The following is a 22436-nucleotide window of genomic DNA, read 5'->3' on the forward strand; positions in this document are numbered from 1 at the left end:
TCGCGGTCTCCTGAGCCTCCGGCCGCGATGACCGTCCCGCGATCATGCCCGCGGTCTCGGTGCTCCGGGCACGTCAACGCATCCGCCACCAGTCGAAGTCACAACTCGAGGAGCGACGAGAACCCATGCGAGCGATCACCTTCTCCGCCTACGGCGGGCCGGACGTCCTGCAGCTGTCCGAGGTCCCGGTGCCGCAACCCGGCCCTGGACAGGTGCGGGTCGCCGTCCGGGCCGCCGGAATCAACCCGCTCGACTGGAAGATCCGCAACGGCACCAAGCAGCAGAGCTTCCCGGTCTCCTTCCCGCACACCCCCGGTTTCGAAGTCGCCGGAGTCGTCGACGCCGTCGGCGAGGGCGCGGACTTCGCCGTCGGCGACGAGGTGTTCGGCCTGCCCGACACCGGCGGCTACGCCGAGTACGCGCTGGCGAAAACGCTCGCGCCCAAGCCCGCCGGCATCTCGTGGGCGGACGCGGCGGCGCTGCCGGTCGCCGGCGAGACCGCGCTTCGCGTTCTCGGGCTGCTCGGGGTCCGCGAAGGCGAGACGCTGCTCGTGCACGGCGCCAGCGGCACGACCGGGCGCTTCGCCGCGCAGGCGGCCGTCGCGCAGCGCGTCATCGTCATCGGCACCGCAGGCAGCCGGAACCTCGACGACCTGAAGTCGCTGGGGGTCGTGCCCGTCCTCTACGGCGACGGCTGGGAGGAGCGGGTCCGCGAGGCCGCGTTCGGATCGGTGGACGCCGTGCTCGACGCCTCCGGGCACGGGGTGCTGCCAGGGTCGATCAAGCTGCGGGGCACGAAGGACCGGATCGTCACCATCGCCGATGAGGCCGCCTTCGAGCTGGGGATCCCGTACTCGGGTCCCGAGCAGTCGCGGGAGGTGCTGACCGCGATCGCCGGCTGGGTCACCGACCGCGGGGTCCGGATCGCGCACGGCGGGAGCTACCCGCTCGAGGACGCGGCCGCCGCGCAGATCGAGAGCGAGAACGGTCACCCCGGCGGGAAGCTCACGCTCGCCATCAGCTGAACGGCGGCGTGGCTTCGTGCAGGCGGAGACCGGGCGCGCCTGACAGACCGGTCAGACCGGCCTGTCGCGTCAACTGGGCGATGTCAGCCGGACTGGCGGGGCCTTCGTGCGCCGTTACCCGCGGCGAGCCCCGCCGTGTCGCGGGTCGAGGAGTGCAGCCCGTCCGCGGCGACGAGGTACCGGGCGCGCAGGTCGTCGACGCGCACGTGGTCGGCGTGCTGCTGCGCCTCGGCAGAGTCGACGTTGCCCGGCCACGTGGACAGCGTCGGCGACGAGAAGCTCGTTGTCGACATGCTCGTCGGCGACCTGCACCGCGTCGCCGAACATCCCAAGTTCGGCTGACGTGGTGTTGTGCGAGTTGGTTCCGGATGAGTGCCGGTCGAGGATCTCGCCGCGGCAGGTCCGGATCCAGCGTTCGACGATCGTGTTGCACCCTGCGGCCCACGCCCTCGGGAAGCCTTACGCCGGTTGATGGTGTCGCGTTCCCACCCGGCGCGGCCACACTGGTGCGGGGCAAGGAAAACGGAGGGGAAACGATGATGGTTCCTGCTCGTCCTGCTGTGGTTGTGGCCGTCGCGCTGGCGCTGTCCGGCGTCGTGACGGGTACCGCGGCCGCCGCGGGTGTCGACGTGGTCAGCTCCTACACCTGCGTCACCTCGACCGGGCGGAGCGTGCCGGTCGGCGTCCACTTCGGCGGGGGTCTGCCCGACGACGTCGGCACCAACGGCGTGTCCTACTCGCAGTACTCCTACGTCGACCTGGACCTGGACATCGCCAGCCTGGTGAGCGGCCGGGTCGACGGCGACAGCACCGCGGTCGTCCAGGCCTCCGCTGTCGGCCCGACCACGAAGCAGGTCCAGGGCACCCTGAAGTTCGCGGCCACGCAGGACACGCCGTGGCTGCATGCGGCAGGCGGGCTTGCCCCGCTCTACCTCGACCCTGCCGGCACCTACCAGATCCGCCTCGGCGCGGTGTCGATGTCGTTGCGCCCCAAGGCCTCCGACGGCTCGCCGCTGCCCCAGGTCGATGCCCGGTGCACCCCGAACACGGGTGACTCGGTCTTGTTGGGGTCCATCCAGTCCTTCGGCCTGAACGCCGACCGGCCGCTGAGGCCCACCGCGCTGACGGTCACCGCGGCCACGGCGACCACGGCGACGTTGACGTGGCAGGCCAACCGCTGGTGGTACCCGACCGCCTACTACCAGGTCTACCTCAACGACACCGTGGTGGCCACACCGGTGGACAAGCAGGTGACTCTGACCGGGCTGGTCCCCGACGGCCAGTACCGGGTGAAGGTCGTGACGCGCGACACGACCGGCAGCGCCTCGCTCAAGAGCGAGGGCCTGGTCTTCAACACCGCCCCCGCCTAGCCGACCGGGGCCGCCTGGTACTTCGAGGAGAACACCACCGGTGTCCTCCGCCTGGACCGGGTGGGCCGCGCCCGTCAGGCTCGACACGTGAGCGGGCGACCACCGTTGTAGACGACCATCTCCCGGAACGCGGCGGGGATGTCGAGCGGGGCGCCGGGCTCGGCTCCGCGGATCTCGGCGTAGGCCCGGTGGAGGTTGCCGACGATCCTCTCGGGCTCGCTCCACCCGGCGTAGTCGCCCAGGTCGGTTTCACGGGCCGCGTCGAGCGGGGACAGCCCGGCCTCGACACCGCGTCGGGCCACGTCTTGCACGAACCGCAGGTAGTCCAGGGTCGCGTCTATCGTCTCCGCCCCGCACACGGGTCCGTGCCCCGGCACGATCGTCTTCGCGCCGAGCGGCGCGATGACGTGGGTGAGCGCGGCGATCGCGCCGGAGATCGAGCCGGACAACAGGAACGGGGTGCCGCCCGCGAAGAGCAGGTCGCCCGCGTAGAGCACGGACCGCTCGGGCACCCAGAGGACGGAGTCGTTGGTGGTGTGGGCGGGAGTGCCCACGTGCCGGACTTCGCACCGGAGGTCGTCCACCCACAGCGTGACGCCACGGGTGTAGGTCAGGAACGGCGGTGCGGGCGGTACGTCGCCCTGGTCGATGGGCTCGAAGACGCCGTCCATCGGCGGCAGGTCCCTCGCCGCGATCAACTCGGCCCTGGTGCGCTCGTGGGCGACGATCGTGGCGCCGGGGAACCAGCTGTTGCCCGCGGTGTGGTCGGGGTGGCTGTGGGTGTTGAGCAGCGTGCGGACCGGCGCTGCGGTGAGGGTGACGACGGTGTCGGCGAACGCGCGGGTGCGGCGTTCGGTGGAACAGGTGTCGATCGCGACCACGCCGTTGGACCCGACGAGGAAACCGGTGTTGTTGATCATCCAGCTGCCGTCGGGCTGGATGTAGGCGTAAAGCCCGCCGCCGAGGTCCTCGACCCGCGGTGCGCCGATCGCGGTGGTCATGGCGATACCTCCTTGGTGGTGCTGCACAGGCCGATGAGGACCGCGGGTACCGCGACGAGCGAGGCGACTCCGAGCAGACCCAGCGCCGGTCGCACCCCGCCGACTCCGGCGCCCACCCCGAGCGTGGTGCAGCACGTCATGATCGCGGCCTCGCAGACCCCGACGAGGACGCGGCGGTGATCTGCGGGAGGACGGGCGCGATGAGGGCCGCGCCGAGGATCGGCATGCAGCTCCCCACGAGGAGCAGGAGGAGTTGGAGCAGGCCGGGTTCGTGTCGGACCGGGCGCGGTGGACTGGGCGGGGTCGAGGAGTCCGTCGGACATGGGAGCCTCCCGTCGTAGAGGGGAACCGAGGTCAGGACCGGTCCCGCGGACGGTGCCGCGCCGGTGCGATCGGTCGTGGGGTCCGTCCTTTCACGACGGTGTTGGTGATGGTCCCGATGCCCTGCACCGTCATCGTCACAACGTCTCCCGGTCCGAGTGGCGGCGGGTCCTGGATCCCCCGACGCCCCCACGACTCGGCCAGACACCCACCACCACCGCAGGTTCCGGAGCCGAGGACGTCCCCCGGACGGATCTCCGCGCCGCGGGAGGCGTAGGCGACCAGCTCCTCGAACGGCCACCCCATGTTGGACAGCAGGTCCCGGCCGACTTCTCGTCCGTTGACCTCGACCGCCATCATCAACCGCAGGAAGTCGTCGGCGTCGCGGCAGGGCTCCAGTTCGTCCGCCGTCACGAGCACCGGGCCCAACGTCGAGGCGAAGTCCTTTCCCTTGCAAGGGCCGAGGTTGACCTTCATCTCGCGGAACTGGAGATCCCTGGCCGACCAGTCGTTGAAGATCGTGTAGCCCACGATGTGGTCGCGGGCCTCCTCGGGGGAGAGATCGCGTCCGCCGGACCCGATCACGGCGGCGACCTCCAGTTCGAAGTCGAGCAGTTCGCAGCCCGCCGGCACGGGGACGTCCTCGCCCGATCCGATCAGGGCGTAGGGGTTGGTGAAGTAGAAAGTCGGCGCCTCGTACCACTCCGGTGCCACGCCGGGGTTTCCCGGCGCCGCGGCCACCATGCCCTCGACGTGCTCCTCGAACGCGACGAAGTCGCGCACCGTCGGGGCGTCGAGCGGAGGCAGCAGCCGCAGCCCGGCGAAGGGCACGGCGTCGTTCGCCGACACCGCCGTCGCCCCGGCCTCGTGCAGGGTCCCGGACCGCAGCAGGTCGAGGACGGTGGTCCCGGTGGGGAACCGGAACAGGACGTCGTCGACGACTACACCGCAGCGGATGCCGGTGGCGTCCTCGACGGTCGCGACGCGCATCAGACCGGCGGGGCCACGAACAGGCCCCTGTCCGGGGCGTTGAACGACTTCCTGGCGACGAACTCGTCCATCCGGTTCGCGGTGCCCCACTGGTCGGAGACCTCGGGATCGGAGAAGTCGTGCAGGCTGGGGTGCCAGGTGTCCTCGTCGAGGCGTTCGAGCTCCGTCGTGTACTCGACGGTGTTGCCCAGCGGGTCGAGGAAGTAGGTGAAGGTGTTGTTGCCCGCCTTGTGCCGCCCCGGCCCCCAGATCTTCTCGACGCCCGCGCGCATCAACCGCCCGGAGCCGCGCATGTACTCGTCGATGCCGCGCATCTCGAAGCTCGCGTGGTGCAGCGACGGGTGCGGGCCGCGGGCGACGGCGAAGCTGTGGTGCCAGTCGTTGCAGCGCAGGAACCACATCATGTCGCCCATGCGCGGGTGGGTGAGCACGTCGGAGAGCGCGAACGCCAGGTGCCGCTCGTAGAAGGCGACGGTGCCCTCCGGGTCGGCGGAGTTGACGACGACGTGGGAGAGCCGGACGGGGATGGACTCCCGCTCCTCGATCCTGCGGTGGGTGCGCGGTGTGACGTCGGCGGAGACCTCCACGGTGCGGCCCTCGTTGTCGAAGAACCGGAACCCGTGGCCGCCACCGGGAGTCGTCACCGTGCCGGGTTCGGACACGAGCCGCACGCCGTCACGGGCCAGCTGGAGGGCGAGGGTGTCGACGTCGGCGGGGGTGGCCGCGCCGAAGGCGATCAGGTCGATCCGCTTGTCGGTCGCCTGCCGCAGTCGCACGACGTACTGCTCGGGTGAGCCCTCGGCGGCCAGGAACGAGATCCCGGAGTCGTGTTCCACCTCGGTCAGGCCCCACAGGCCGGTGTAGAACCCTCGTTGGACGGCGAGGTCCTCGACGCCGAGGTCGACGTGCCGCAGGTGGGTGATGAGGCGTCGGGGCGGCGCGGTCATGCGAGCTCCTCGGTGAGGACCGGGAGCAGGCCGAGCAGTTCGGCGTTCCCGGAACGGATGGCGTGCTGGTCGGCGTCGTCGAGGCCGGCGGCGGCGAGCCGTGCGACGGGATCGGTGACGCCCATGTCGAAGGGGTGGTCGGAGCCCAGCAGCACCCGGTCGGCGCCGACGGCGGAGACGAGGGCGCGCAGCGCGTCGGGGGTGTGGACGAGCGAGTCGAACCACAGCCGCCGCAGGTAGGTGCTCGGCGGTTCGGCGCAGCCGCGGGCTTCGGGCCGAACCCGCCAGGCGTGGTCCGACCGCCCGAGGAAGGTGGGCAGGTAACCGCCGCCGTGCGCGGCGACCAGGCGCAGCCGCGGGTGCCGGTCGAGCACCCCGGAGAAGATCAGGTGCGACAGCGCCACGGCGTTCTCGACGGGCTGCCCGACGGTGTTGGACAGGTAGAACCGGTCGAGCCGCTCGTCGAGCGAGCAGCCGAAGGGGTGCAGGAACACGACCGCGCCGGTGGCGGCCGCGTGCGCCCAGAACGGTTCCAGCGCCGCGTCGGAGAGCTCGACGCCGGGGGCGAAGGAGGAGATCTCCACGCCGCGCAGTCCGAGGTCGAGAGCGTCGTCCAGAGCGGCGACGCACAGGTCCGGGTGCTGCAGCGGCACCAGCCCCATGCCGGTGAACCGGACGGGCTCCTCCGCGACGACGGCCGCGACCCCGCGGTTGGCCGCCCTGACGACCGTCATCGCGAGGTCCCGATCGGCCCAGTAGTGGTAGTGCGACGGCGAAGGCGACAGCACCTGGACGTCGACTCCCGCGGCGTCCATGTCGGCCAAACGCGGTTCGACCATGGTGAGCTGTGCGATCCGTGCACCGACCATGCGGCCGGAGATCGCGGTCGACTCCGGTCCGTTGCGGCGCAGGTCCAGCGCGCGGTGCTCGTCGAGGCCCGGCTGTCCGGCGACGACCGCCTCCACCTCGGGAACGATCACGTGGGCGTGCACGTCGACCACCGGCGCCCGACCGGCGGGGGCGTTCACGCCGGCCTGCCCACGGTCTCGGCGACGGTGCGCATGAGCCCCGGCACGTCGCCGCGCTCGCCGTCGAGCAGCCACTGCCCGAGCTGCACCGACGCGTCCACGACCGTGCGGACCCGTTCCAGTCTGCGTTCGGTGAACGCGGCCCACAGTCCTTCGTCGACGGTGTCGGCGGCGAGGAGGAGTTCGACGAGCACCGCCGCGTCCTCCAGCGCGAGCGCAGCGCCCTGGGCGACGGTCGGGGGACAGGTGTGCACGGCGTCGCCGATGAGCACCACCCTGCCGCGGTTCCACGCCCCGTCGAGCAGGTGGGTCTCGAACCACGTGTAGTTGATCCGCGTCGGGTCGACGAGCAGGGCGCGGATGTCGTCCCACGGCCCGTGGTAGTGCTCGGCGAGCCCGCGCATCACAGCCAGTCGTTCGTTCGGGGAGAGCGCGCTGCGGTCCTGCGCGTCCTCGACGAGGTAGGCGTAGAGCGAGTCGTCGCCGGTGGGGCAGTAGCCCGCGATGTAGGAGGGGCCTCCGTAGTAGAGGTCGGTGCGGGTGACCGATGCCGGGCGTGAGGTGAACGCGCGCCAGATGCCCATGCCCGTCGAGCGGGTCCGGAGCTCGATCCCGATCAGGCCGCGCACCGAGGAGCGCACTCCGTCGGCGCCGACGACGAGGTCGTACCGGCCTCGGGAGGAGTCGGAGAAGGTGGCGTCGACGCCCTCGTCGTCCTGTTCCAGTCCGACGACCGTGGTGCCGAAGCGGATCTTCACGCCGAGCGCGGCCGCCCGGTCGACGAGGATGCGGGCCAGGTCGGGCCGGTACATGCCGACGGTGGCGGGCAGCCCCGAGGCGCCGGGGATCTCCGGCGTCTCGAACAGGAGCGTGCCGTGCGCGTCCGGGGCGCGCATCCCGATGCCGTTGAACGCGTACCCGGTCTGCTCGACCAGGGGCCACACGCCGAGGTCGCGCAGCACGCGCAGGGCGTTCTCCTGGACGGTGATGCCCGATCCGGTGGCCGTGACGTCGGGTGCGACCTCCACGAGGTCGACGGCGATCCCGGCGTCGGCGAGCAGGATCGCGGCGGCGGTCCCGGCCGGGCCGCCACCGACCACGAGCACGGAGCCGACGGCGGTCACGGTGCCACCGCCCTGACCCGCTGGGTGCCCAGCGACAGCGAGTCGCCGCCGGTGATCGTGCCTTCCATGACGTCGCCGTCGCGCAGCAGCCGTCCGTGGTGGATCCCGTTGCCCGCCGGGCTCCCGGTCAGGACGAGGTCGCCGGGCAGCAGCGGAACCGTGTGCGACGCCGCGGCCACGAGTGCGGCGACATCGAAGATCATGTCCTTTGTGGACTCGTCCTGCATGGTGTCGCCGTTGAGCGTCAGGGTCACCCGCAGGTCTCCCGGATCACCGACGAACCGGCTCGGCACGAGGAACGGCCCGGTGGGCAGGAAGCCCGGCGCGTTCTTGGCGCGGAACCAGTCGGTGCCGATCTCCGGCATGTCCCTGCGGAACACCAGGTCTCGGGTCGTGAGGTCGTTGACGATGGTGTATCCGGCGACGTGGTCTAGCGCCTCGTCGCGGTCGATGCGGAACGCGCGGCGTCCGATGACCGCGGCCAGTTCCAGTTCCCAGTCGTGCTGACGCGAGTAGTCCGGCAGGACGACGTCGTCGTACGGGCCGCCGATCACGGTGGGGAGCCCGAGGAAGAAGTACGGAGTGCCCTCGGCCGCGCGGCGATCCATCATCGCCGCGGCCTCCGCCCGGACCTGCTCGACGGTCCGCTCGGCGCCGATATCGCTGTGCTGGACGGCCAGGTCGATCACGTGGGTGCGGTAGTTCGCCCCGGCCTGGAGCACTTGGCGGGGTGCCACGGGCGCCCGCACGTCGAGGGCCGCGAGCGGCTGCCACGCGCCGGTGCTGTCCGCCAGTTCCACCAGGACCGGCAGGACGCTGTCCCACTCGTCCAGCAGGTCTCTCACCGCTGCGCCGGGGAAGCGGGCGGAAAGGTCGAGCACGCGCTCCCCGACGACGAGCCCGGCGAACTCCGGGCTGTCCACGGTCGTGCGGAAGGTTCCGATGCCGAACCTGGTCGACGCTGCGGGATCGGGCACGTGGACGGCCCCTTTCGTCGGCGATGACGGTGATGCCGGTGCATACTCTTCGCCGACCTCGGTCATCCAGGAAGATGAATCTGCTGATGATCGACATAAGCGACGTCGATGAGAGGGGGCGCGGTGCAGCTGGCCAATCTCGACCTCAACCTGTTGGTGCCGCTGGACGCGCTGCTGCGGGAACGCAGCGTGACGCGGGCGGCCGCCGCGCTCGGGTTGAGCCAGCCCGCGCTCAGCGCCTCACTGGCGCGGCTGCGCAGGCACTTCGGCGACGAGCTGCTGACCCGCGTCGGCAACACCTACGAGCTCACACCGCTCGCCGTGGCCCTGCGCCGCCGAGTCGGCGTCGCACTGACCGGAGCCGAGCGGGTCTTCGCGAGCGAACCCGGCTTCGACCCGACGACCTCGACGCGCGACTTCATCCTGCTCGGCTCCGACTACCCGATGGTGGTGCTCGGCTCCTCGGTCGCGCGGATCATGGGCGAACGCGCCCCAGGGGTCCGGCTGCGGTTCCAGCACCAGATGCCGTCGATCATCGAGACCGCGGGGGAGGCCCTGCGCGAGGTCGACGGGCTCGTGTTCCCGCACGGCTTCCTGTCCGACATGCCGCACCTGGACCTGTACCGCGACACCTGGGTCTGCCTGGTGGCGACCGACAACCCCCGTGTCGGGGACTCGCTCACCATGGACGACCTGGCCACGCTCCCGTGGGTGCTCACCTACAACTCCTCGACCGCGTTCACCCCCGCCGACCGGCAGCTGCAGATCCTCGGCGTGCAGCCGAAGGTCCAGGTGGTGGTCGAGAGCTTCGTCGCGCTGCCCTACTTCATCGCCGGGACGGACCGGATCGGTCTGGTGCAGGGCCACCTGGCCGGGCACCTGACCCGCAACGGCGACGTGCGAGCCCTGCCCTGCCCCTATGACGTCGTCCCGCTGGTGGAGGCGTTGTGGTGGCACCCGATGCACGAACGCGATCCCGAGCACGTGTGGATGCGGTCGGTCATGGCGGAGGCGGGCGCTCGTGTGGGCGCGGGCAGTGCGGAGACCGGGCCGGTCGGCAGGTAGCGCTCACCGGGTGCGGATCGAGCCGACGGGAGCGGCCGCTGGACCACACCCCCGCGCGAACGTCACCCGGTCGGATCGACCAGGAGCTTCATCTTCCGACCGGCGCGCAGCACCTCGAAACCCTGGTCGACGACGCTGGCCCCCAGGGGTACGAGGCGGGCTGGCGTGAGCGGTGCGAGGATCGGCTGGAACGGCGCCAGTCGGCACGATGACCGGTACGGTCGAGTCGGAGTTGATCCACCATGCCCGCTGACGGCTCTCGGACCCTGTCGACGGAGCACGTGACCTCGCGCGACGGCACCCGCATCGGTTTCACGCGCTCCGGCAACGGCCCTGGTCTCGTGCTCGTGCAGGGGGCGATGGCCGACCTGCACGCCTACGACGCACTGGCGACGGCCCTGTCGTCCTCGTTCACCGTCTACGCCGCGGATCGCAGGGGACGCGGACTGAGCCCCAAGCCCTTCGACTCCGACCACACCATCGCCCGCGACGTCGAGGACGTCGACGCCATCCTCGCCGCGACCGGCGCCGACCGCGTGTTCGGCCTCAGCTCCGGCGCCGTGATCACCCTGGAGGCCGCGCGCACCCTCGACCGGATCGCGCGGATCGCGCTCTACGAGCCGCCCTTCTACGCCGCCGGGATCTCCCGCGGCGGCATCCGGCGGCTCAACTCCGAGATCGAACGCGGCGACCTGGCCTCGGCGCTCCTGGACTCACTCCTGGTGGCCGGAACCGCCCCCGCCCCGATCCGCCTGCTCCCGCGCCCACTCGCCCGTCTCCTCGCCGCCGCCGTGATGGCGGTCGACCAACGACGAGCCCGCCCCGGCTCGACGTTCCGCGACCTGCTGCCCGGTGTGCGCTACGACTTCCACGACGTCGCCACTGTGGACGGTGGCATGAACGCGTTCACGACGGTGACCATGCCGGTCCTGCTGCTCAGCGGCACCACAAGCCCCGCATTCCTCCGGGACGCCACCCTCGCGCTCCGCGCTTTGCTTCCCGACTCCCGACACGTCGTGATCGACGGAGCGGGCCACGACGGCCCGTGGAACTCCGGGAACCCGCACGCCGTCGCCGCAGCACTGAGGACGTTCTTCGCCTGAACCGGCATCATCACTGATTCCGCCAACCAGGTCAGGGGCAACGTCGCCGGCCCTCTTCCACACCTGGTTGGCAAGCCGCAGCCTTGACGCCAGTCCGAACGACTGCGAAGACGGATGGCGCGGTGCACCCCGAGATCACTGGGGTCCTGCTCCCGCACCCGCGGCCCCGTGGCGGGCCGTCACCGATCCGGCGTCACGGCCACCCGGTCGCAGTCCACCACGGCGGTCTGCCGGTCAGGGAGCTCGCCGCGTTGGTCACGAGAACGTCGACGTCACCGGCTTTCCGATGTGGCCAGGACGTTCTTCCTGATGGATCTCATAGCTGCTTTCTTGCCTTTCCTGTGCGGCGGAATCGTGTTCCTCGCGAGCGTGAACACGTTCGAAAGCTTCTCACAGTCTTCGCGGAGCTACACCTGGGCCATTCCGCCGTCGACGCAGAGTTCCGCGCCGGTCATGAAACTGCTTTCGTCCGACGCCAGGAACAGCGCCGCGCCGGCGAGTTCTTCGGGGCGTCCAAGGCGACCCAGGGGGACGTGCGCGGCCATTTGGGCGCGCAGCGCCGCCGGTTCCTGCCCGAAGTACTCGGCCTGCCCGTCGATGATGGCCGTGTCGAACGGCCCAGGGGTGAGCACGTTGACCCGCGGACCCCTGTCGCCGAACTCGGCCGCCCACACGCGCGCGTAGGAGCGCACCGCCGCCTTCGCCGCGCTGTAGGTGCTCGATCCCGGCAGTCCCTTGAACCCTTGGATGGAACCCACCAGGACGATCGAGCCGGTGGCCGGCATGAGCGGCAGCACCGTTTGCACGGTGAACAGCGTGCCGCGGGCGTTGAGGTCGAACGTGCGGTCGAAGTGGTCTTCGGTCACCTCGCCGAAATCGGCCCGCTCGATCATGCCCGCGTTGGCGACGAGCACGTCGAGCCGCCCGCTCCGGCTCCTGATGGTGTTGGCGAGGTCGTCGAGACCACTCGACGACGTGGAGTCCGCGACAACGGTCGTGACTTGCCCTTCGATGGAAGCCGCGGCGTCGTCGAGAACATCTTTTCGGCGACCCGTGATGTAGACGTGGGCACCTTCGGCCGCGAATCTTGCGGCAATTGCCAGGCCGAGACCTGCTCCGCCGCCCGTGACCAGAGCGACTTTGTCGTCGAGACGCATCGGTTCTCCGTTTTCCTTGCGTGAGTCGTGCGATCCAGAAGGTACGCACGACACTGGTATAGACGCAAAGAGTCGGTTGCTATGCTCAGCATAGAAGGTTTCTATGTAGCGAGGCGGCTTCGGGTGGACTTGCGGTAGCACGAGTACGCTGCCGGTGGCCGAAGAGGGCAGTGGACATGGGACGGCTCGCCCATTGTCGAGTGCGCGGATCAGTTCACCGCCGGTGACGTCGTGGTCGGGCCTGGTGAGGGATGTCTTCCCCGATCGCGCATGCTTATCCGGCCCGGACCCACCGCGTAGGCGGATTCCGTGTTGCCGGGGGAACCTCAGTCGACCATCCATAGTGGACGCATGACAGGTCTGTCGGGACAGCGCTGGCCAGGAAGGGTGCTGCGCCGATCGGTCGACCTCGAGTCCGTCACGTGAACAGCGCCGAGCTGACCGCTGATCGGACTGTGGAGTGCTCATCGCAGGGTGACGTTGCAGCCAGGCCGAGACGGCGTCGCTCGTCTGGGTGACCTCTTCGCCCAGAGGTAAGGCGGGCGAGCCGGTTCACACGAGCAAGGAAGCAGGCCGTGCGCAACGTCATGCTCAACAATGGCGTCGAGATGCCGACCCTCGGCTTCGGCGTCTGCAGTAGGCGGTGCCGACACCGGCCAACTGGGCGATTTCCTCGCGGCGCAGCCCAGGGACGCGCCGGACGATGAGAGGGTGCTCGAGGAGTTCGCCGCCGGGCAGCCGCCGAGGCTCGAGTTCACCGGTGCGGCCGTCGAACGCTCAGGCGGCCTTTCCTTCGCGGGGTGGGCGATCGCCTGGGACGCCGCCGACCTGTTCTCCGACGTATGCCGGCCCCGGCTGCGCGAGTGTGAACGGACGGCTTGCACGCGGTTGTTCGTCGACCGGTCGCGCACCATGAACCGGCGGTGGTGCGGCATAAGCGAATGCGGCAACCGGATCGAGGTCGCCAACTACCGCGCGCGCCGTGCTACCGCACATCAGCCCGAAGTGGAAGTGACCGGGACCGCCGGAAAACGGCATTGTGAAACAGGTAGGTCGAGTTCCCGTGCGGATATCATGGTGTGTGACGGCTTTCTCGCACCGCCGCCAGTGGCACGGCAGGGTGCGTCGCATGCACGTGAGGCTTCGGCACCAGCAGACCGGCCGCGGCGCAGCCCAGCACCGCGAAGCCCCAGTAGGTGTAGCCGCTGCCCACCAGTTGCTGCCACAGCGGCCAGGTGCGTTCCACGTCGCCGGTGGCCGGGAACCACCAGTGCGCGCCCAACGTGAACAGCGTCATCCCGCTGATGGCCAGCACCAGCGGCGGACGTGCCCGCCAGCCCGCCACCCCCAACGCCAGCACCAAGGGAACAGCCCACACCCAGTGGTGCGACCACGAGATGGGTGAGCACAGCAGGGGGACGAGGGCGGTCAACGCCAGTGCGAGGGTGGTCTGACCTTCGGCCAACGCCTTGCCGATGCCGACCACGGCAAGCCCGACGACCACCGCGCCCAGTCCCAGCCACAGGCCGGTGTGCAGCAATGGCGGCACGTCGAACCGGGCGAGCACGCCGGTGATGGACTGGTTCGCCGTGAACACCGGGCCGCCGACCCGATTGGTCTGGTACAGCACTTCCGTCCAGAACCGCCACGAATCCACGGGCGCGCAGAGGAAACCGATGCCCGAACACGCGACGAACGACAGCACAGCGTTCAGAGCCGCTCGTCGATCGCGCTTGAGCAGGAAGAACAGGATGAACGCGGCGGGGGTGAGCTTCACTGCCGCGGCGATGCCGACCAACGCGCCGCGGTACCGCGACGGGGTGAGCACCAGGCAGTCCACGACGACGAGCAGCAGCAGGAGCGGATTGATCTGACCCGCCGCCACGTTGCTGCGCATCGGCTCGAACACCAGCGTGAACGGGACCGTGGCGACGGCGAGCACGGACCAGTACCGCCGCGGCGCGCCGAGCGCCCGCGCCACCAGCATGGTCGACCCGGCCATCACGACCGCGGACACCACCGTGAGCAGCGTGTTGGCCACCCACAACGGCGGCAGCGTCAGCGGTGCGAGCACAGCGGCCGCGAACGGCGGGTAGGTGAACGGCAGGGTGAACCCGGCCAGGAGCGGGAGGTCGGCGTACAGGTCGCCGCCGTCCAGCCAGACCCGCGCCCCGGTCCGGTACACGTCGAGGTCGAGCAGGTAGCGGTTGCCCGCCTCCGGGTGGAACGTGAACACGGTCGACACGACCAGCGCGAGGTCGAACGCGAGCAGCGCGGCGAACACCGCGGGATGCCGGGCCCAGCGGAGAAGGTGCGTCATTTCGTGGAATCCTCTTTTCTGCCGTATTTGGCAGAGGAAGAGGTACTTGCCGCGCATTACGCACCCGATAAGACGATTTCTTATGTCGCGCTTATCCTTGCGCGGGTAGACAGTGCGGACGGAGGTGGAGATGCGGGTTCTGGTCGCCGAGGACGAGCGCAAGCTGGCGGACACCGTCGCGCACGGACTTCGGCATCTGGGGATGTCGGTCGACGTCTGCTACGACGGCGATGCGGCGCTGGAGAAGGCGTTGGTCCACGACTACGACGTGGTCGTGCTCGACCGCGATCTTCCGGAGGTGCACGGCGACGAGGTGTGCCGTCGGATCATGAGCGGACAGCGCGACAGCCGGGTTCTGATGCTGACGGCCGCCGCGTCCATCCGGGACCGGGTGGAGGGGCTGGGCATCGGCGCCGACGACTACCTGACCAAGCCGTTCGCGTTCGCCGAACTCGTGGCGCGGATCGGCGCGCTGGGCCGTCGGGTGCGGCCCGCGCTGCCACCCGTGCTCGACCAGGCGGGGGTGCAGCTCGACACCGCGCGGCGCTTCGCCAGCCGGGACGGCCGTCCGCTCAAGCTGGCGCCGAAGGAATTCGCGGTCCTCGGCGTGCTGATGCGGGCCGAGGGCGCGGTCGTCACCACCGAGCAACTGCTGGAGAAGGCATGGGACGAGCACGCCGACCCGTTCACGAACGCCGTCCGGGTGGCGGTGATGACGTTGCGGCGCAAGCTGGGCAGCCCACCGCTGATCCACACCGTCGCCGGCGCCGGCTATCGCTTCGACAGCTGATCAGCGAGCCCGCGTCGCTGGCGGGCCGGGTCGCCACGCTCGTCCTCGGCAGCTTCGCTCTGGGAGTCGCGCTGTTCCACCCGGTGATGAGCCTGGGCGGCTGGCTCGGTGACCGGTTCGCGGACCTGCGGTGGTGGTGGGACGGCTGGGACCGGTGGGACGAGTCGCTGATGAACAGGCGCGCGTTCTGGGCGGTGCTCGGTACGGTGGGGCTCGTGATCGCGCTGCTGATCGCGCTGGTGGTGCTCCACCAGCTGATCCGCACGGTCGTCAACGAAGTCGTCTTGCGCCCGCTCAAGACAATGCAGAGCGTCCTTCGCTCCACCGGGCCGCAGAACCTGGGCCAACGCGTTCCGACGGCAGGCGCGCCCGACCAGCTGACCGACCTCACCCTCACCATCAACGACATGCTCGACCGCGTGGCGCTCAGCTACGAAGGCCAGCGGCGGTTCGCCGCCAACGCCTCCCACGAGTTGCGCACGCCGCTCGCCGTGCAGCGGGCGCTGGTGGAGGTGACGATGGTGACCGAGGAGGACAACCCCGCTGTGGACCGGCTCGGCCGGGAACTGCTGCTGGTCAACGAAAGCAGCGAGGCGTTGATCGAGGGCCTGCTGGTGCTCGCGGAAAGCGATCGGGGCGTTTCCGGTGCGATCCCGGTTCGCATGGATGAGCTCGCCGACTCCGTGCTGGACCGCTACACGGATCTGGCCGCGCGGCACGAGGTCTCACTGCGCCGGGCCCTGCAGGAAAGCATCGTGCCGGGCGACCCGTTGCTGCTGGAGCGAATGCTCGGCAACCTGGTGCACAACGCGATCAAGTACAACCGCACCGGTGGCTGGGTCGAGGTGGCCGTGACCTCCAACGGGGTCACCGTGCACAACACCGGCAGGGAAATCCTCGCCCACCAGGTCGCCCCGCTGTTCGAACCGTTCCGCAGGCTCGTCGCGGACCGGACGTCACAACGGGAGGGCGCAGGCCTCGGCCTGTCCATCGTGCGATCCATCACCGCCGCACACCACGGCACAGTCGACGCCCGCCCCGGCCAGGACGGTGGCTTGCACGTCGAGATCGGCCTGCCGGCGAGCTAGTGTCGCGCGCCAGGGATTCGCCTGCAAAAGCGTGCCAGTGACTCCACGATCTCCTCCGCATGTACGTCCAACCCGGCGGGCACGGTCTTGTCGACCGTGATCAGGAACTTGCGGAACTCCGCGTCCCGGCGGTGCAGCTCGCCGATCACGGTGCCGTCGGCGGTGTCGAACGCGGCGAACAGGCTGGTGATGCCATTGCGGACGTAGTCGTGGGTGCGTCGCTCGGGCAGTCCGGCATCATCGGCAGTACCGGCTGGGAGCGTACCAACGCCGTGACCCGCGCGGCGCTGATGAGCACCGAGTGCCTGCTGTCGACGATACTGGACCTGGCGTACAGCTCCAGCTTGGCGCGGGAGTCGGCGATGTCCAGGTTGCACATGGTCAGCTGCCCGATACGGTCGACTGGGCTGAACGCCGAGTCCTCGGTCCGCTCCACCTGCGGCTTGTCGGGGTGGTACGGGCATACCCTGTGCCTGGCCGCGAAGGTGCTGGCCAAACCGGACTTGAGTCGGTGGTCGGCAGGCTCGTGACCTACTGGACCGCTCCTGCCTGGGTCAGCAGCGACTGGTACCAGGCGTCCCACGGGTGGTTCGTCGCTGGGTAGTTCGCCAGCGGGTTCGTGGCGCGAGCGGCGGAATCGAAGTCCCAGCCGCGCACGACGCGCCCGGCTTGGCGCGCCGAGGTGATGAACGAGGCGCTTGTCGCCGGTGCCGCGTAGAACAGCGCTCCCTGCTGGAGTTCTGCGCTGTCGCCCTCCTGGTACTCGGCGAAAGCCGTTGGCCGGTAGCGGATCCGGTCCGACGCCAGCCTGTCAGTGGAGTACCGCAGAGTCTGAGCGGGGGTCGGTCCGTCCGCGCCGGTCCATACCGACACGCGGGAACTGCCACGTACGGTGTTCGCCTTGTCGTAGCGGACATCGGAGGTCTTCGCGTTCCCGCCCCAGGTCACCGTCGAGGCACCGGTGTCCAGCGCGCCGTGCCACTCCCAGTTCTGGGTGCTGCCCTGGCTGCGGTGGATCTCGCGGAGCGCCGTGCCCGCCAGGTCGGTGAAGGCGACTGTCGGGAGCACACCGGAGTCGTACTTCTTGCTCGCTGACCAGGTAATCTCGCCGTCCGCACCCAGCCTGCCGATGCGGGACCAGAGGCTGGTCTCGTTCTCCGACTGGTGGACCTCGACGAGCCAGCCGTTGTCGTTGAGGGCGATCGCAGGCGTCTTGCCGCTGTCGTACCGGCCGTGGCGCAGCCACGTGACGCGGCCGTCCGCGCCGTAGGCGCCGGTCCAGTACCAGAGCGCGCCCGCTCCGGAGTCGTGCACCTCGACGACCTGGCCGCGCCCGTTGATCGCCACCGCCGGGTTGTAGCCGAGGTCGCGGCGGTACTCGGCGCGGCTCCCGCTGTCGCCGGAGAGCAACGTCAGCACCCGGCCGCGCAGTGCGTCGACCGACGGCAATTCGGCGGGGTAGTCCATGGCCTGCACCAGGTTCGACCCGAACGCCTCGGTCAGCTCCTGGTTGAGCGCGGTCATGTTGCCCGCCGCGAACGACGGGTTGTCGGTCAGGTCGTCCTTCAGGTCGAGCATGACCACGATCGGCGCGTGCGACGGGTGACCGTCCGACCAGGTGTTGACCACCGCCAGCCAGTCATGCAGGTTGTTCGACGCCGGGTTGTTCGCGTGGTCGACCAGGTCGCCAGGGGAGTCGTGCCCGATCGCGTAGTCGTGTGACGTCCCGTAGCCGTTGTCGTGGACGTCCAACTCGAGGAAGCGGACGCCGTGGTCGAGTTGGTAGGTCACGGAGTTCTTGGCGCCGTCGACGTTGCCCGAGTAGCTGTTGTGCGTCGACCGGAAGGTCGCGGACGCGAACGGGACGTCGGCCGCCGCCGTGCCGCCGGTCAGCAGCGCGGCCACGACCGTCGCCACACCGACCACTGCGTACGCGCGGGAACTCGTTCTGGTCACGCTGAATCCTCACCTCGGCACGGGTGGATCTCCTGCGAGGCAAGGCTAGCTGGGTGGCACTATGAATCTTCTCTATCGGGGTTCTGCTCTTCGAAGTGCCGCCGATGGATCCGATGTCTCTCGAGCGAGGGTGACAGCAATGAGATCTCTCGCGGCGGCGGCCGCGGCTTGGTTCGGCTATGGCACCATAACGACCTGCGGTGCCTCTGTTTCCGCTGGTCAGGGCTCTTTGGGATCTACGTTGACATAGTTGCGCTCTTCCGAACTGCGCCCAACTGCGCCTAACGGCGCGAAACCGCAGGTAAGGGTGGTCACATGCGCCGGTCCCGAGATGATCACATACGCGGGTCCGGTATGGGTTCATCGGGTGTCGTGGTGGGTAGCTGAGGTCTTCGGTCACGCGTTCATCGTGGCCAGGAAGCGCTCTTGGTTGCCTGGTAGCGAGTTGATGCCGCGGTTGGACGGGGTGTGGTGCGTCAAGGACGGTGAGGTCGTCACGTCGTACCGCTGCTCGGCGCCATCCGTCCTCGGCCGCGCGCCCGAAGAGCGCAAGTGAAGTGGCTGATCGATTGCGGCTCCGTACTTCTCGTTTTGTCCCTTTCGAGACTTTTTGCCCCGTGAGAGTCATGTGATCTGTCCACGCCAGGGGGACATGCCGGGCGGTGGGTTTCCGATAGCTTCGCCGCATGACCGTCGTATTCGTCCACGGGGTGTTCGAGACCGCGAGACTCTGGGACGACGTCAGATCACATCTGTTCACCGACTCGATCGCCTGGGAACTACCGGGATTTGGTGTGCCGCGCCCGGATGGGTTCGGTGCGTCGATGGACGACTACGTCGACTGGTTGGTACGAGAACTCCGTGGCTTGGGCAAGCCGGTCGACTTGGTGGGGCACGGTTGGGGCGCGCTGCTCGTCGTGCGGGCGGTCACTCTGCACCCCGCTGCGGCGCGCAGTTGGACTGCTGATCAGATTGGCGCCCTGCACCCCGAGTACGCGTGGCCCGACGCCGCCAGGTGGTGGCAGGCGGGAGATGCTGGCCGAGACCGGTCGGACTCCTCTCTTGAGCGTGACAAGGGCTACCTCGCCCTGCAGTTCGCCGCTGCGGGGGCTCCCTCTGGGCATGTCGACACGCTGTGCAAGGGCTTGACTGCCACGTCGGTGCGGTGTGCTCACGACCTGTACCGCTCGGCGACCCCGAATGTCCACGCCTACTGGGGGGCCGCTCTGTCCATGCCCACCCGCATGCCGGGGCTTGTTCTTCAGCCGTCTCTCGACGCGTTCGACGACCGGGCGATGGCGGACTACATGGCCGCCCGGCTCGCCGCCCGTACCCAGAGCTTGGACGGATTGGGGCATTGGTGGATGCTCGAGCGGCCCAAGACCGCACGGGTGCTGGAGAGGTTCTGGAATTCGGTCGTCGCTTGACGTGCGGGGCCACGGGCGACCACCTGCCCTGCTGTGTGGGTACCGAGCCCTTGATAGCCGGCGTCGGCCAGGATCCGCACACCCATGGTGTTCTTGAGGAACGTGACCAGTCCGGATTGGCGGGCTTGGGTGATGTTCGCGGTCGAGCCGGATGTGGTGGCGCCGCAGAACAACATCCCGCCGACCTTGTCGGTGACGATCATGGTCTTGATGGCGTAGAACCCCGTGCCACCAGCGACGTCCAGCACGGCGCGCCCGCGGACGTCGGTCAGCGGACGGCCCAGCGTCGGCTGTTCGCCGTAGCGGACGATCGGGATGAGTTTGACCGGGTCGTACGCGGCACCGATTCGCCGTACCGCAGTTCCACGGCAACTCCCTGGGGCTACGGTGTCGCGGCGACGCGTGACGGGCATCGTCAGGCCGGAGGCGGCAGCTGGGCCAGTTCGGCCTCGACGCGTTCCCGGTCAGCGCCGTGGAGCGTCTCGTCGAAGGTGTTGAAAGCCAGCTCCAAGCACCTCCTCGCGCGTTCGTGCTCACCGGCCTCGCGCCACGCGACGCCTTCGTGCAGCATTTCCTCGGCCATCTGGTAGTCGTTGCGGTTCGCCTCGGCGAGCGAACAGGCCTCGTGGTGCGTGTTCGCGGCTTCCTGCCATCGCCCCAACGCGGACAGGCACCGACCGGCGCCGCGCAACTTGATCATGCGCACCCAGCGTTCGGCTTCGGGGTTGATCTCGCCGCGGTGGTCGTCCATCTCGGCGAGCAGCGCGCGGAACACCGCCAGCGCCTCCTCGGGTTTGCCCGCTTGCCGCAGCGCGACGCCGAGCCCGACGCGGGTCGGCCCCTGGACGTCGTAGAAGCCGAACTCCATCGAGACCTCCGCCGCGGCCTCGGCGTGCGCCAGCGCCTCGTCGAACTGGCCGAGCCGCAGCAGGATCGAGGGTATGCGCCGTTGGGCGTTCAGGCGCTCGCGCCGGTCACCCAGCTGTTCCGCGAGCGCCAGTGCTTCCAGGTAGGTCGCGAGCCCGGCCTCGTTGTCGTTGAGGCAGATGTACTGCGCCCAGCCGAAGAGGTTGAGCAAGGTCAGCTCGTCCTGCCGGTCGCCCACCGCCCTGGCGGCGTCGAGCGCGGTTCCGAGGATCTCGTGCCACGGGTGGACATGTGCCCTGCTGTCGCCGTAGTAGGGCATGGCCTTGGCCAGTTCGATCACCTGGCGGTGCCATCCCAGGCGGGCTGCCACGCGCTGCGCCGCCACCCAGTTCGCGTTCTCCCGTGACAACCAGTCCGCGGCGGCTTCCCTCGACGGGAACGCGCTGTCCTGCGGCACGTCCTGCACGCTGGGGAAGAACAGTCGTGCGGCGGAGGTGGCCCGCTCGATCAGGTGGCCGAGCAGTCCGTCCCGCAGTCGGTCACGAGTAGCCGGGTCCTCCTCGGTCGCCAGTTGCTCACCGGCGAAGACCCTGATCAGGTCGTGGAACTGGAGCCGCTCAGCGGCGGCCGCGTGCTGCAACAGCGACGCCTCGGCCAGTTCGTCGAGTACCGGGGCCGCCTCACCGGGCATTCCACCCGCCACCTTCGCGAGCCCCTCGTCGAAGCTCGGTCCCGGCACCAGGGCGAGCCTGCGGAACAGCCGTCGTGCGTCGGGCGACAGCCTCCGGTAGGACACGTCGAACGCCGCGCGCACCTGCCGGTCGCCCGCGGACAGCGTCGTGAGCCGTGAGCGGTCATCGCGCAGCTGCGCGACCAGGTAGGCAACTGTCCAGTGCCTGCGGGTGGCAAGCCGGTTGCCCACGATGCGCACCGCCAGTGGGAGGTTGCCGCACAACGCCACCAGTTGGACGGACGCCTCGGGTTCGCTGTGCACGACCTGCTCACCCGCGATCCCCGCGAACATCGCGAGGGCGTCGACCGCGGGCAGTGGTTCCAGCGGAAGCGAACGGACCTGCGCCAGTTCGGTGAGCGCGCGCCGGGACGTGACCATCGTGAGCCCGCTCGATCCTGTGCCGACCAGCGGGCGCAACTGCGCCTCGTCGGCGACGTTGTCCAGCAGCACCAGCGTTTGCCGGTTCCGCAGGAGTTCTCGGAGCAGGGACGACAACTCCTCGACGCCGGAGGGCATCTGCGAGCGGGGCACGTTCAACGCGGTCAGCAGCCGTTCGAGGGCCGCGAGCGCGGTCACCGGCTGTTCGTCGACACCGCGCAGGTCGAGCGCGACGCAGCCGTCGGGGAAGTGCGGGGCCAACCGGTGCAGAGCGGAGACGGCCAGCGTCGTCTTGCCGACGCCGGGGGGCCCGACGATCGCGACCACCCCACCCGCCATCGCCTCTCCGCGCAGCCACGCGAACTCCTCCTCGCGCCCGACCAGGTCGGGAACCAGCGGGAGCACGTGCAGCAGTGAGGGGGCGACGGTCTGGGGCGACCTGCGACGGCCTTCCCGCGCGACCGCCAGGAACGACCGGCGCTCATCGGCGGTGAGTCCGAGCGCGTCGGCGAGGAGGTACGCGGACTGCTGTTTGGGGGCTTGTGCCCGGCCGTGTTCGAGGTCCCGCAGCGTGCGCACGCTCAGTCCGGAGGCGCGCGCGAGATCTGCCTGTGACAGCTTCGCCACCTGTCGGTGCCGCAACAACGCCCTGCCGAACGCGGGGAGTGCATCCTGCGGCTCGGACATGCAACTGATTCAACAAGCGGGGGTCGATCAGCGCAAGGTGCGCCCGCCGTGGTGCGCTGGTCGACGCACGCGCTGGGTCTCA

At 69.7% G+C, this 22436-nt stretch carries 19 protein-coding genes and 2 pseudogenes; 9 read left to right on the forward strand and 12 right to left on the reverse strand.

All coding sequences use genetic code 11. The features are described from left to right. The first annotated feature begins 125 nt into the window (after nucleotides 1-125). Entirely contained in the window at nucleotides 126-1025 is a 900-nt protein-coding gene (locus CLV43_RS27295) for an NADP-dependent oxidoreductase (protein WP_106190313.1), read from the forward strand. A gap of 83 nt (nucleotides 1026-1108) precedes the next feature. On the opposite strand, the gene CLV43_RS48595 is transcribed toward CLV43_RS27295, so the two are convergent. Next, nucleotides 1109-1318 carry an FAD-dependent monooxygenase gene (locus tag CLV43_RS48595; protein WP_211304574.1) on the reverse strand — a complete coding sequence of 70 codons (210 nt, stop codon included), beginning with the start codon at nucleotides 1316-1318 and terminating at the stop codon, nucleotides 1109-1111. 273 nt (nucleotides 1319-1591) lie between these two features. On the opposite strand from CLV43_RS48595, the gene CLV43_RS27305 reads away from it, so the two are divergent. After that, on the forward strand, nucleotides 1592-2395 hold the full coding sequence (locus tag CLV43_RS27305; RefSeq protein WP_106190317.1) for a fibronectin type III domain-containing protein: 804 nt from the start codon (nucleotides 1592-1594) through the stop codon (nucleotides 2393-2395). Between the two features lie 74 nt (nucleotides 2396-2469). Here CLV43_RS27305 and CLV43_RS27310 read toward each other — a convergent pair whose 3' ends face one another. From CLV43_RS27310 to CLV43_RS27340, 6 genes are all read right to left on the reverse strand, one after another. Further along, the gene (locus tag CLV43_RS27310) at nucleotides 2470-3396 is read right to left on the reverse strand and encodes an MBL fold metallo-hydrolase (RefSeq protein WP_106190319.1); all 927 of its coding nucleotides are present in this window, start codon (nucleotides 3394-3396) and stop codon (nucleotides 2470-2472) included. A 354-nt stretch (nucleotides 3397-3750) separates the two neighbouring features. Then, on the reverse strand, nucleotides 3751-4707 hold the full coding sequence (locus CLV43_RS27320; RefSeq protein WP_106190320.1) for a fumarylacetoacetate hydrolase family protein: 957 nt from the start codon (nucleotides 4705-4707) through the stop codon (nucleotides 3751-3753). Beyond that, nucleotides 4707-5654: a VOC family protein gene (locus tag CLV43_RS27325; RefSeq protein ID WP_106190322.1), complete on the reverse strand. Its 948-nt coding sequence runs from the start codon at nucleotides 5652-5654 to the stop codon at nucleotides 4707-4709. The genes CLV43_RS27320 and CLV43_RS27325 overlap by 1 nt, the downstream gene beginning before the upstream one ends. Continuing rightward, nucleotides 5651-6682, reverse strand: coding sequence for an amidohydrolase family protein (locus CLV43_RS27330; RefSeq protein ID WP_106190324.1), 1032 nt, complete (start codon nucleotides 6680-6682; stop codon nucleotides 5651-5653). Before CLV43_RS27330 ends, CLV43_RS27325 begins: the two co-directional genes overlap by 4 nt. After that, the gene (locus CLV43_RS27335; protein WP_106190326.1) at nucleotides 6679-7806 is read right to left on the reverse strand and encodes an FAD-dependent monooxygenase; all 1128 of its coding nucleotides are present in this window, start codon (nucleotides 7804-7806) and stop codon (nucleotides 6679-6681) included. The genes CLV43_RS27330 and CLV43_RS27335 overlap by 4 nt, the downstream gene beginning before the upstream one ends. Beyond that, nucleotides 7803-8783, reverse strand: a complete 981-nt coding sequence (locus CLV43_RS27340) for a fumarylacetoacetate hydrolase family protein (protein WP_245887035.1) — start codon at nucleotides 8781-8783, stop codon at nucleotides 7803-7805. The genes CLV43_RS27335 and CLV43_RS27340 overlap by 4 nt, the downstream gene beginning before the upstream one ends. Before the next feature lie 123 nt (nucleotides 8784-8906). Here CLV43_RS27340 and CLV43_RS27345 point away from each other — a divergent pair, with 123 nt between their 5' ends. Continuing rightward, entirely contained in the window at nucleotides 8907-9848 is a 942-nt protein-coding gene (locus tag CLV43_RS27345; RefSeq protein ID WP_106190329.1) for a LysR family transcriptional regulator, read from the forward strand. A 281-nt stretch (nucleotides 9849-10129) separates the two neighbouring features. Continuing rightward, nucleotides 10130-10951: an alpha/beta fold hydrolase gene (locus CLV43_RS27350; protein WP_170156032.1), complete on the forward strand. Its 822-nt coding sequence runs from the start codon at nucleotides 10130-10132 to the stop codon at nucleotides 10949-10951. A 407-nt stretch (nucleotides 10952-11358) separates the two neighbouring features. On the opposite strand, the gene CLV43_RS27355 is transcribed toward CLV43_RS27350, so the two are convergent. Continuing rightward, nucleotides 11359-12108, reverse strand: coding sequence for an SDR family NAD(P)-dependent oxidoreductase (locus tag CLV43_RS27355; RefSeq protein ID WP_106190332.1), 750 nt, complete (start codon nucleotides 12106-12108; stop codon nucleotides 11359-11361). Nucleotides 12109-12705: 597 nt separating this feature from the next. Here CLV43_RS27355 and CLV43_RS50125 point away from each other — a divergent pair. Next, a pseudogene (locus CLV43_RS50125) lies at nucleotides 12706-13080 on the forward strand (CGNR zinc finger domain-containing protein); the annotation flags it as partial. Nucleotides 13081-13180: 100 nt separating this feature from the next. Here CLV43_RS50125 and CLV43_RS49465 read toward each other — a convergent pair. After that, complete coding sequence (locus CLV43_RS49465) at nucleotides 13181-14428, reverse strand: glycosyltransferase 87 family protein (RefSeq protein WP_245887036.1); 1248 nt, start codon at nucleotides 14426-14428, stop codon at nucleotides 13181-13183. A gap of 130 nt (nucleotides 14429-14558) precedes the next feature. Here CLV43_RS49465 and CLV43_RS27375 point away from each other — a divergent pair, with 130 nt between their 5' ends. Together CLV43_RS27375 and CLV43_RS27380 are read left to right on the forward strand one after the other, a co-directional pair. Beyond that, the gene (locus CLV43_RS27375; protein ID WP_106190638.1) at nucleotides 14559-15218 is read left to right on the forward strand and encodes a response regulator transcription factor; all 660 of its coding nucleotides are present in this window, start codon (nucleotides 14559-14561) and stop codon (nucleotides 15216-15218) included. 86 nt (nucleotides 15219-15304) lie between these two features. Beyond that, a complete protein-coding gene (locus tag CLV43_RS27380) occupies nucleotides 15305-16306 on the forward strand; it encodes a sensor histidine kinase (protein ID WP_106190335.1) in 1002 nt (333 codons plus the stop codon). 283 nt (nucleotides 16307-16589) lie between these two features. Here the strand turns inward: CLV43_RS27380 and CLV43_RS48600 are convergent. Together CLV43_RS48600 and CLV43_RS27390 are read right to left on the reverse strand one after the other, a co-directional pair. Beyond that, nucleotides 16590-16763 (reverse strand): annotated as a pseudogene (locus tag CLV43_RS48600) (argininosuccinate synthase); the annotation flags it as partial. A 74-nt stretch (nucleotides 16764-16837) separates the two neighbouring features. Then, the gene (locus CLV43_RS27390) at nucleotides 16838-18262 is read right to left on the reverse strand and encodes a PI-PLC domain-containing protein (RefSeq protein WP_245887037.1); all 1425 of its coding nucleotides are present in this window, start codon (nucleotides 18260-18262) and stop codon (nucleotides 16838-16840) included. A 686-nt stretch (nucleotides 18263-18948) separates the two neighbouring features. Between CLV43_RS27390 and CLV43_RS27400 the strand changes: the two genes are divergently transcribed. Together CLV43_RS27400 and CLV43_RS50130 are read left to right on the forward strand one after the other, a co-directional pair. Beyond that, nucleotides 18949-19689, forward strand: coding sequence for an alpha/beta fold hydrolase (locus CLV43_RS27400; protein WP_106190340.1), 741 nt, complete (start codon nucleotides 18949-18951; stop codon nucleotides 19687-19689). Between the two features lie 84 nt (nucleotides 19690-19773). Next, a complete protein-coding gene (locus CLV43_RS50130) occupies nucleotides 19774-19908 on the forward strand; it encodes a hypothetical protein (RefSeq protein WP_281262181.1) in 135 nt (44 codons plus the stop codon). 196 nt (nucleotides 19909-20104) lie between these two features. Here the strand turns inward: CLV43_RS50130 and CLV43_RS27405 are convergent, their stop codons facing one another. Beyond that, nucleotides 20105-22354 carry a helix-turn-helix domain-containing protein gene (locus CLV43_RS27405; protein WP_106190342.1) on the reverse strand — a complete coding sequence of 750 codons (2250 nt, stop codon included), beginning with the start codon at nucleotides 22352-22354 and terminating at the stop codon, nucleotides 20105-20107. Nucleotides 22355-22436: the final 82 nt, after the last annotated feature.

The organism is Umezawaea tangerina (genome assembly GCF_003002815.1).
Taxonomy (GTDB): Bacteria; Actinomycetota; Actinomycetes; order Mycobacteriales; family Pseudonocardiaceae; genus Umezawaea; species Umezawaea tangerina.

What these genes read in the sequence shown, in the direction of transcription:
- CLV43_RS27375 (WP_106190638.1), top strand. Translation starts at nt 14,559, where the DNA reads ATGCGGGTTCTGGTCGCCGAGGACGAGCGCAAGCTGGCGGACACCGTC.
- CLV43_RS27355 (WP_106190332.1), bottom strand. Translation starts at nt 12,108, where the DNA reads ATGCGTCTCGACGACAAAGTCGCTCTGGTCACGGGCGGCGGAGCAGGT.
- CLV43_RS48595 (WP_211304574.1), bottom strand. Translation starts at nt 1,318, where the DNA reads ATGTCGACAACGAGCTTCTCGTCGCCGACGCTGTCCACGTGGCCGGGC.
- CLV43_RS27380 (WP_106190335.1), top strand. Translation starts at nt 15,305, where the DNA reads ATGAGCCTGGGCGGCTGGCTCGGTGACCGGTTCGCGGACCTGCGGTGG.
- CLV43_RS27400 (WP_106190340.1), top strand. Translation starts at nt 18,949, where the DNA reads ATGACCGTCGTATTCGTCCACGGGGTGTTCGAGACCGCGAGACTCTGG.
- CLV43_RS27325 (WP_106190322.1), bottom strand. Translation starts at nt 5,654, where the DNA reads ATGACCGCGCCGCCCCGACGCCTCATCACCCACCTGCGGCACGTCGAC.
- CLV43_RS27320 (WP_106190320.1), bottom strand. Translation starts at nt 4,707, where the DNA reads ATGCGCGTCGCGACCGTCGAGGACGCCACCGGCATCCGCTGCGGTGTA.
- CLV43_RS27405 (WP_106190342.1), bottom strand. Translation starts at nt 22,354, where the DNA reads ATGTCCGAGCCGCAGGATGCACTCCCCGCGTTCGGCAGGGCGTTGTTG.
- CLV43_RS27310 (WP_106190319.1), bottom strand. Translation starts at nt 3,396, where the DNA reads ATGACCACCGCGATCGGCGCACCGCGGGTCGAGGACCTCGGCGGCGGG.
- CLV43_RS49465 (WP_245887036.1), bottom strand. Translation starts at nt 14,428, where the DNA reads ATGACGCACCTTCTCCGCTGGGCCCGGCATCCCGCGGTGTTCGCCGCG.
- CLV43_RS27295 (WP_106190313.1), top strand. Translation starts at nt 126, where the DNA reads ATGCGAGCGATCACCTTCTCCGCCTACGGCGGGCCGGACGTCCTGCAG.
- CLV43_RS50130 (WP_281262181.1), top strand. Translation starts at nt 19,774, where the DNA reads ATGGTGTTCTTGAGGAACGTGACCAGTCCGGATTGGCGGGCTTGGGTG.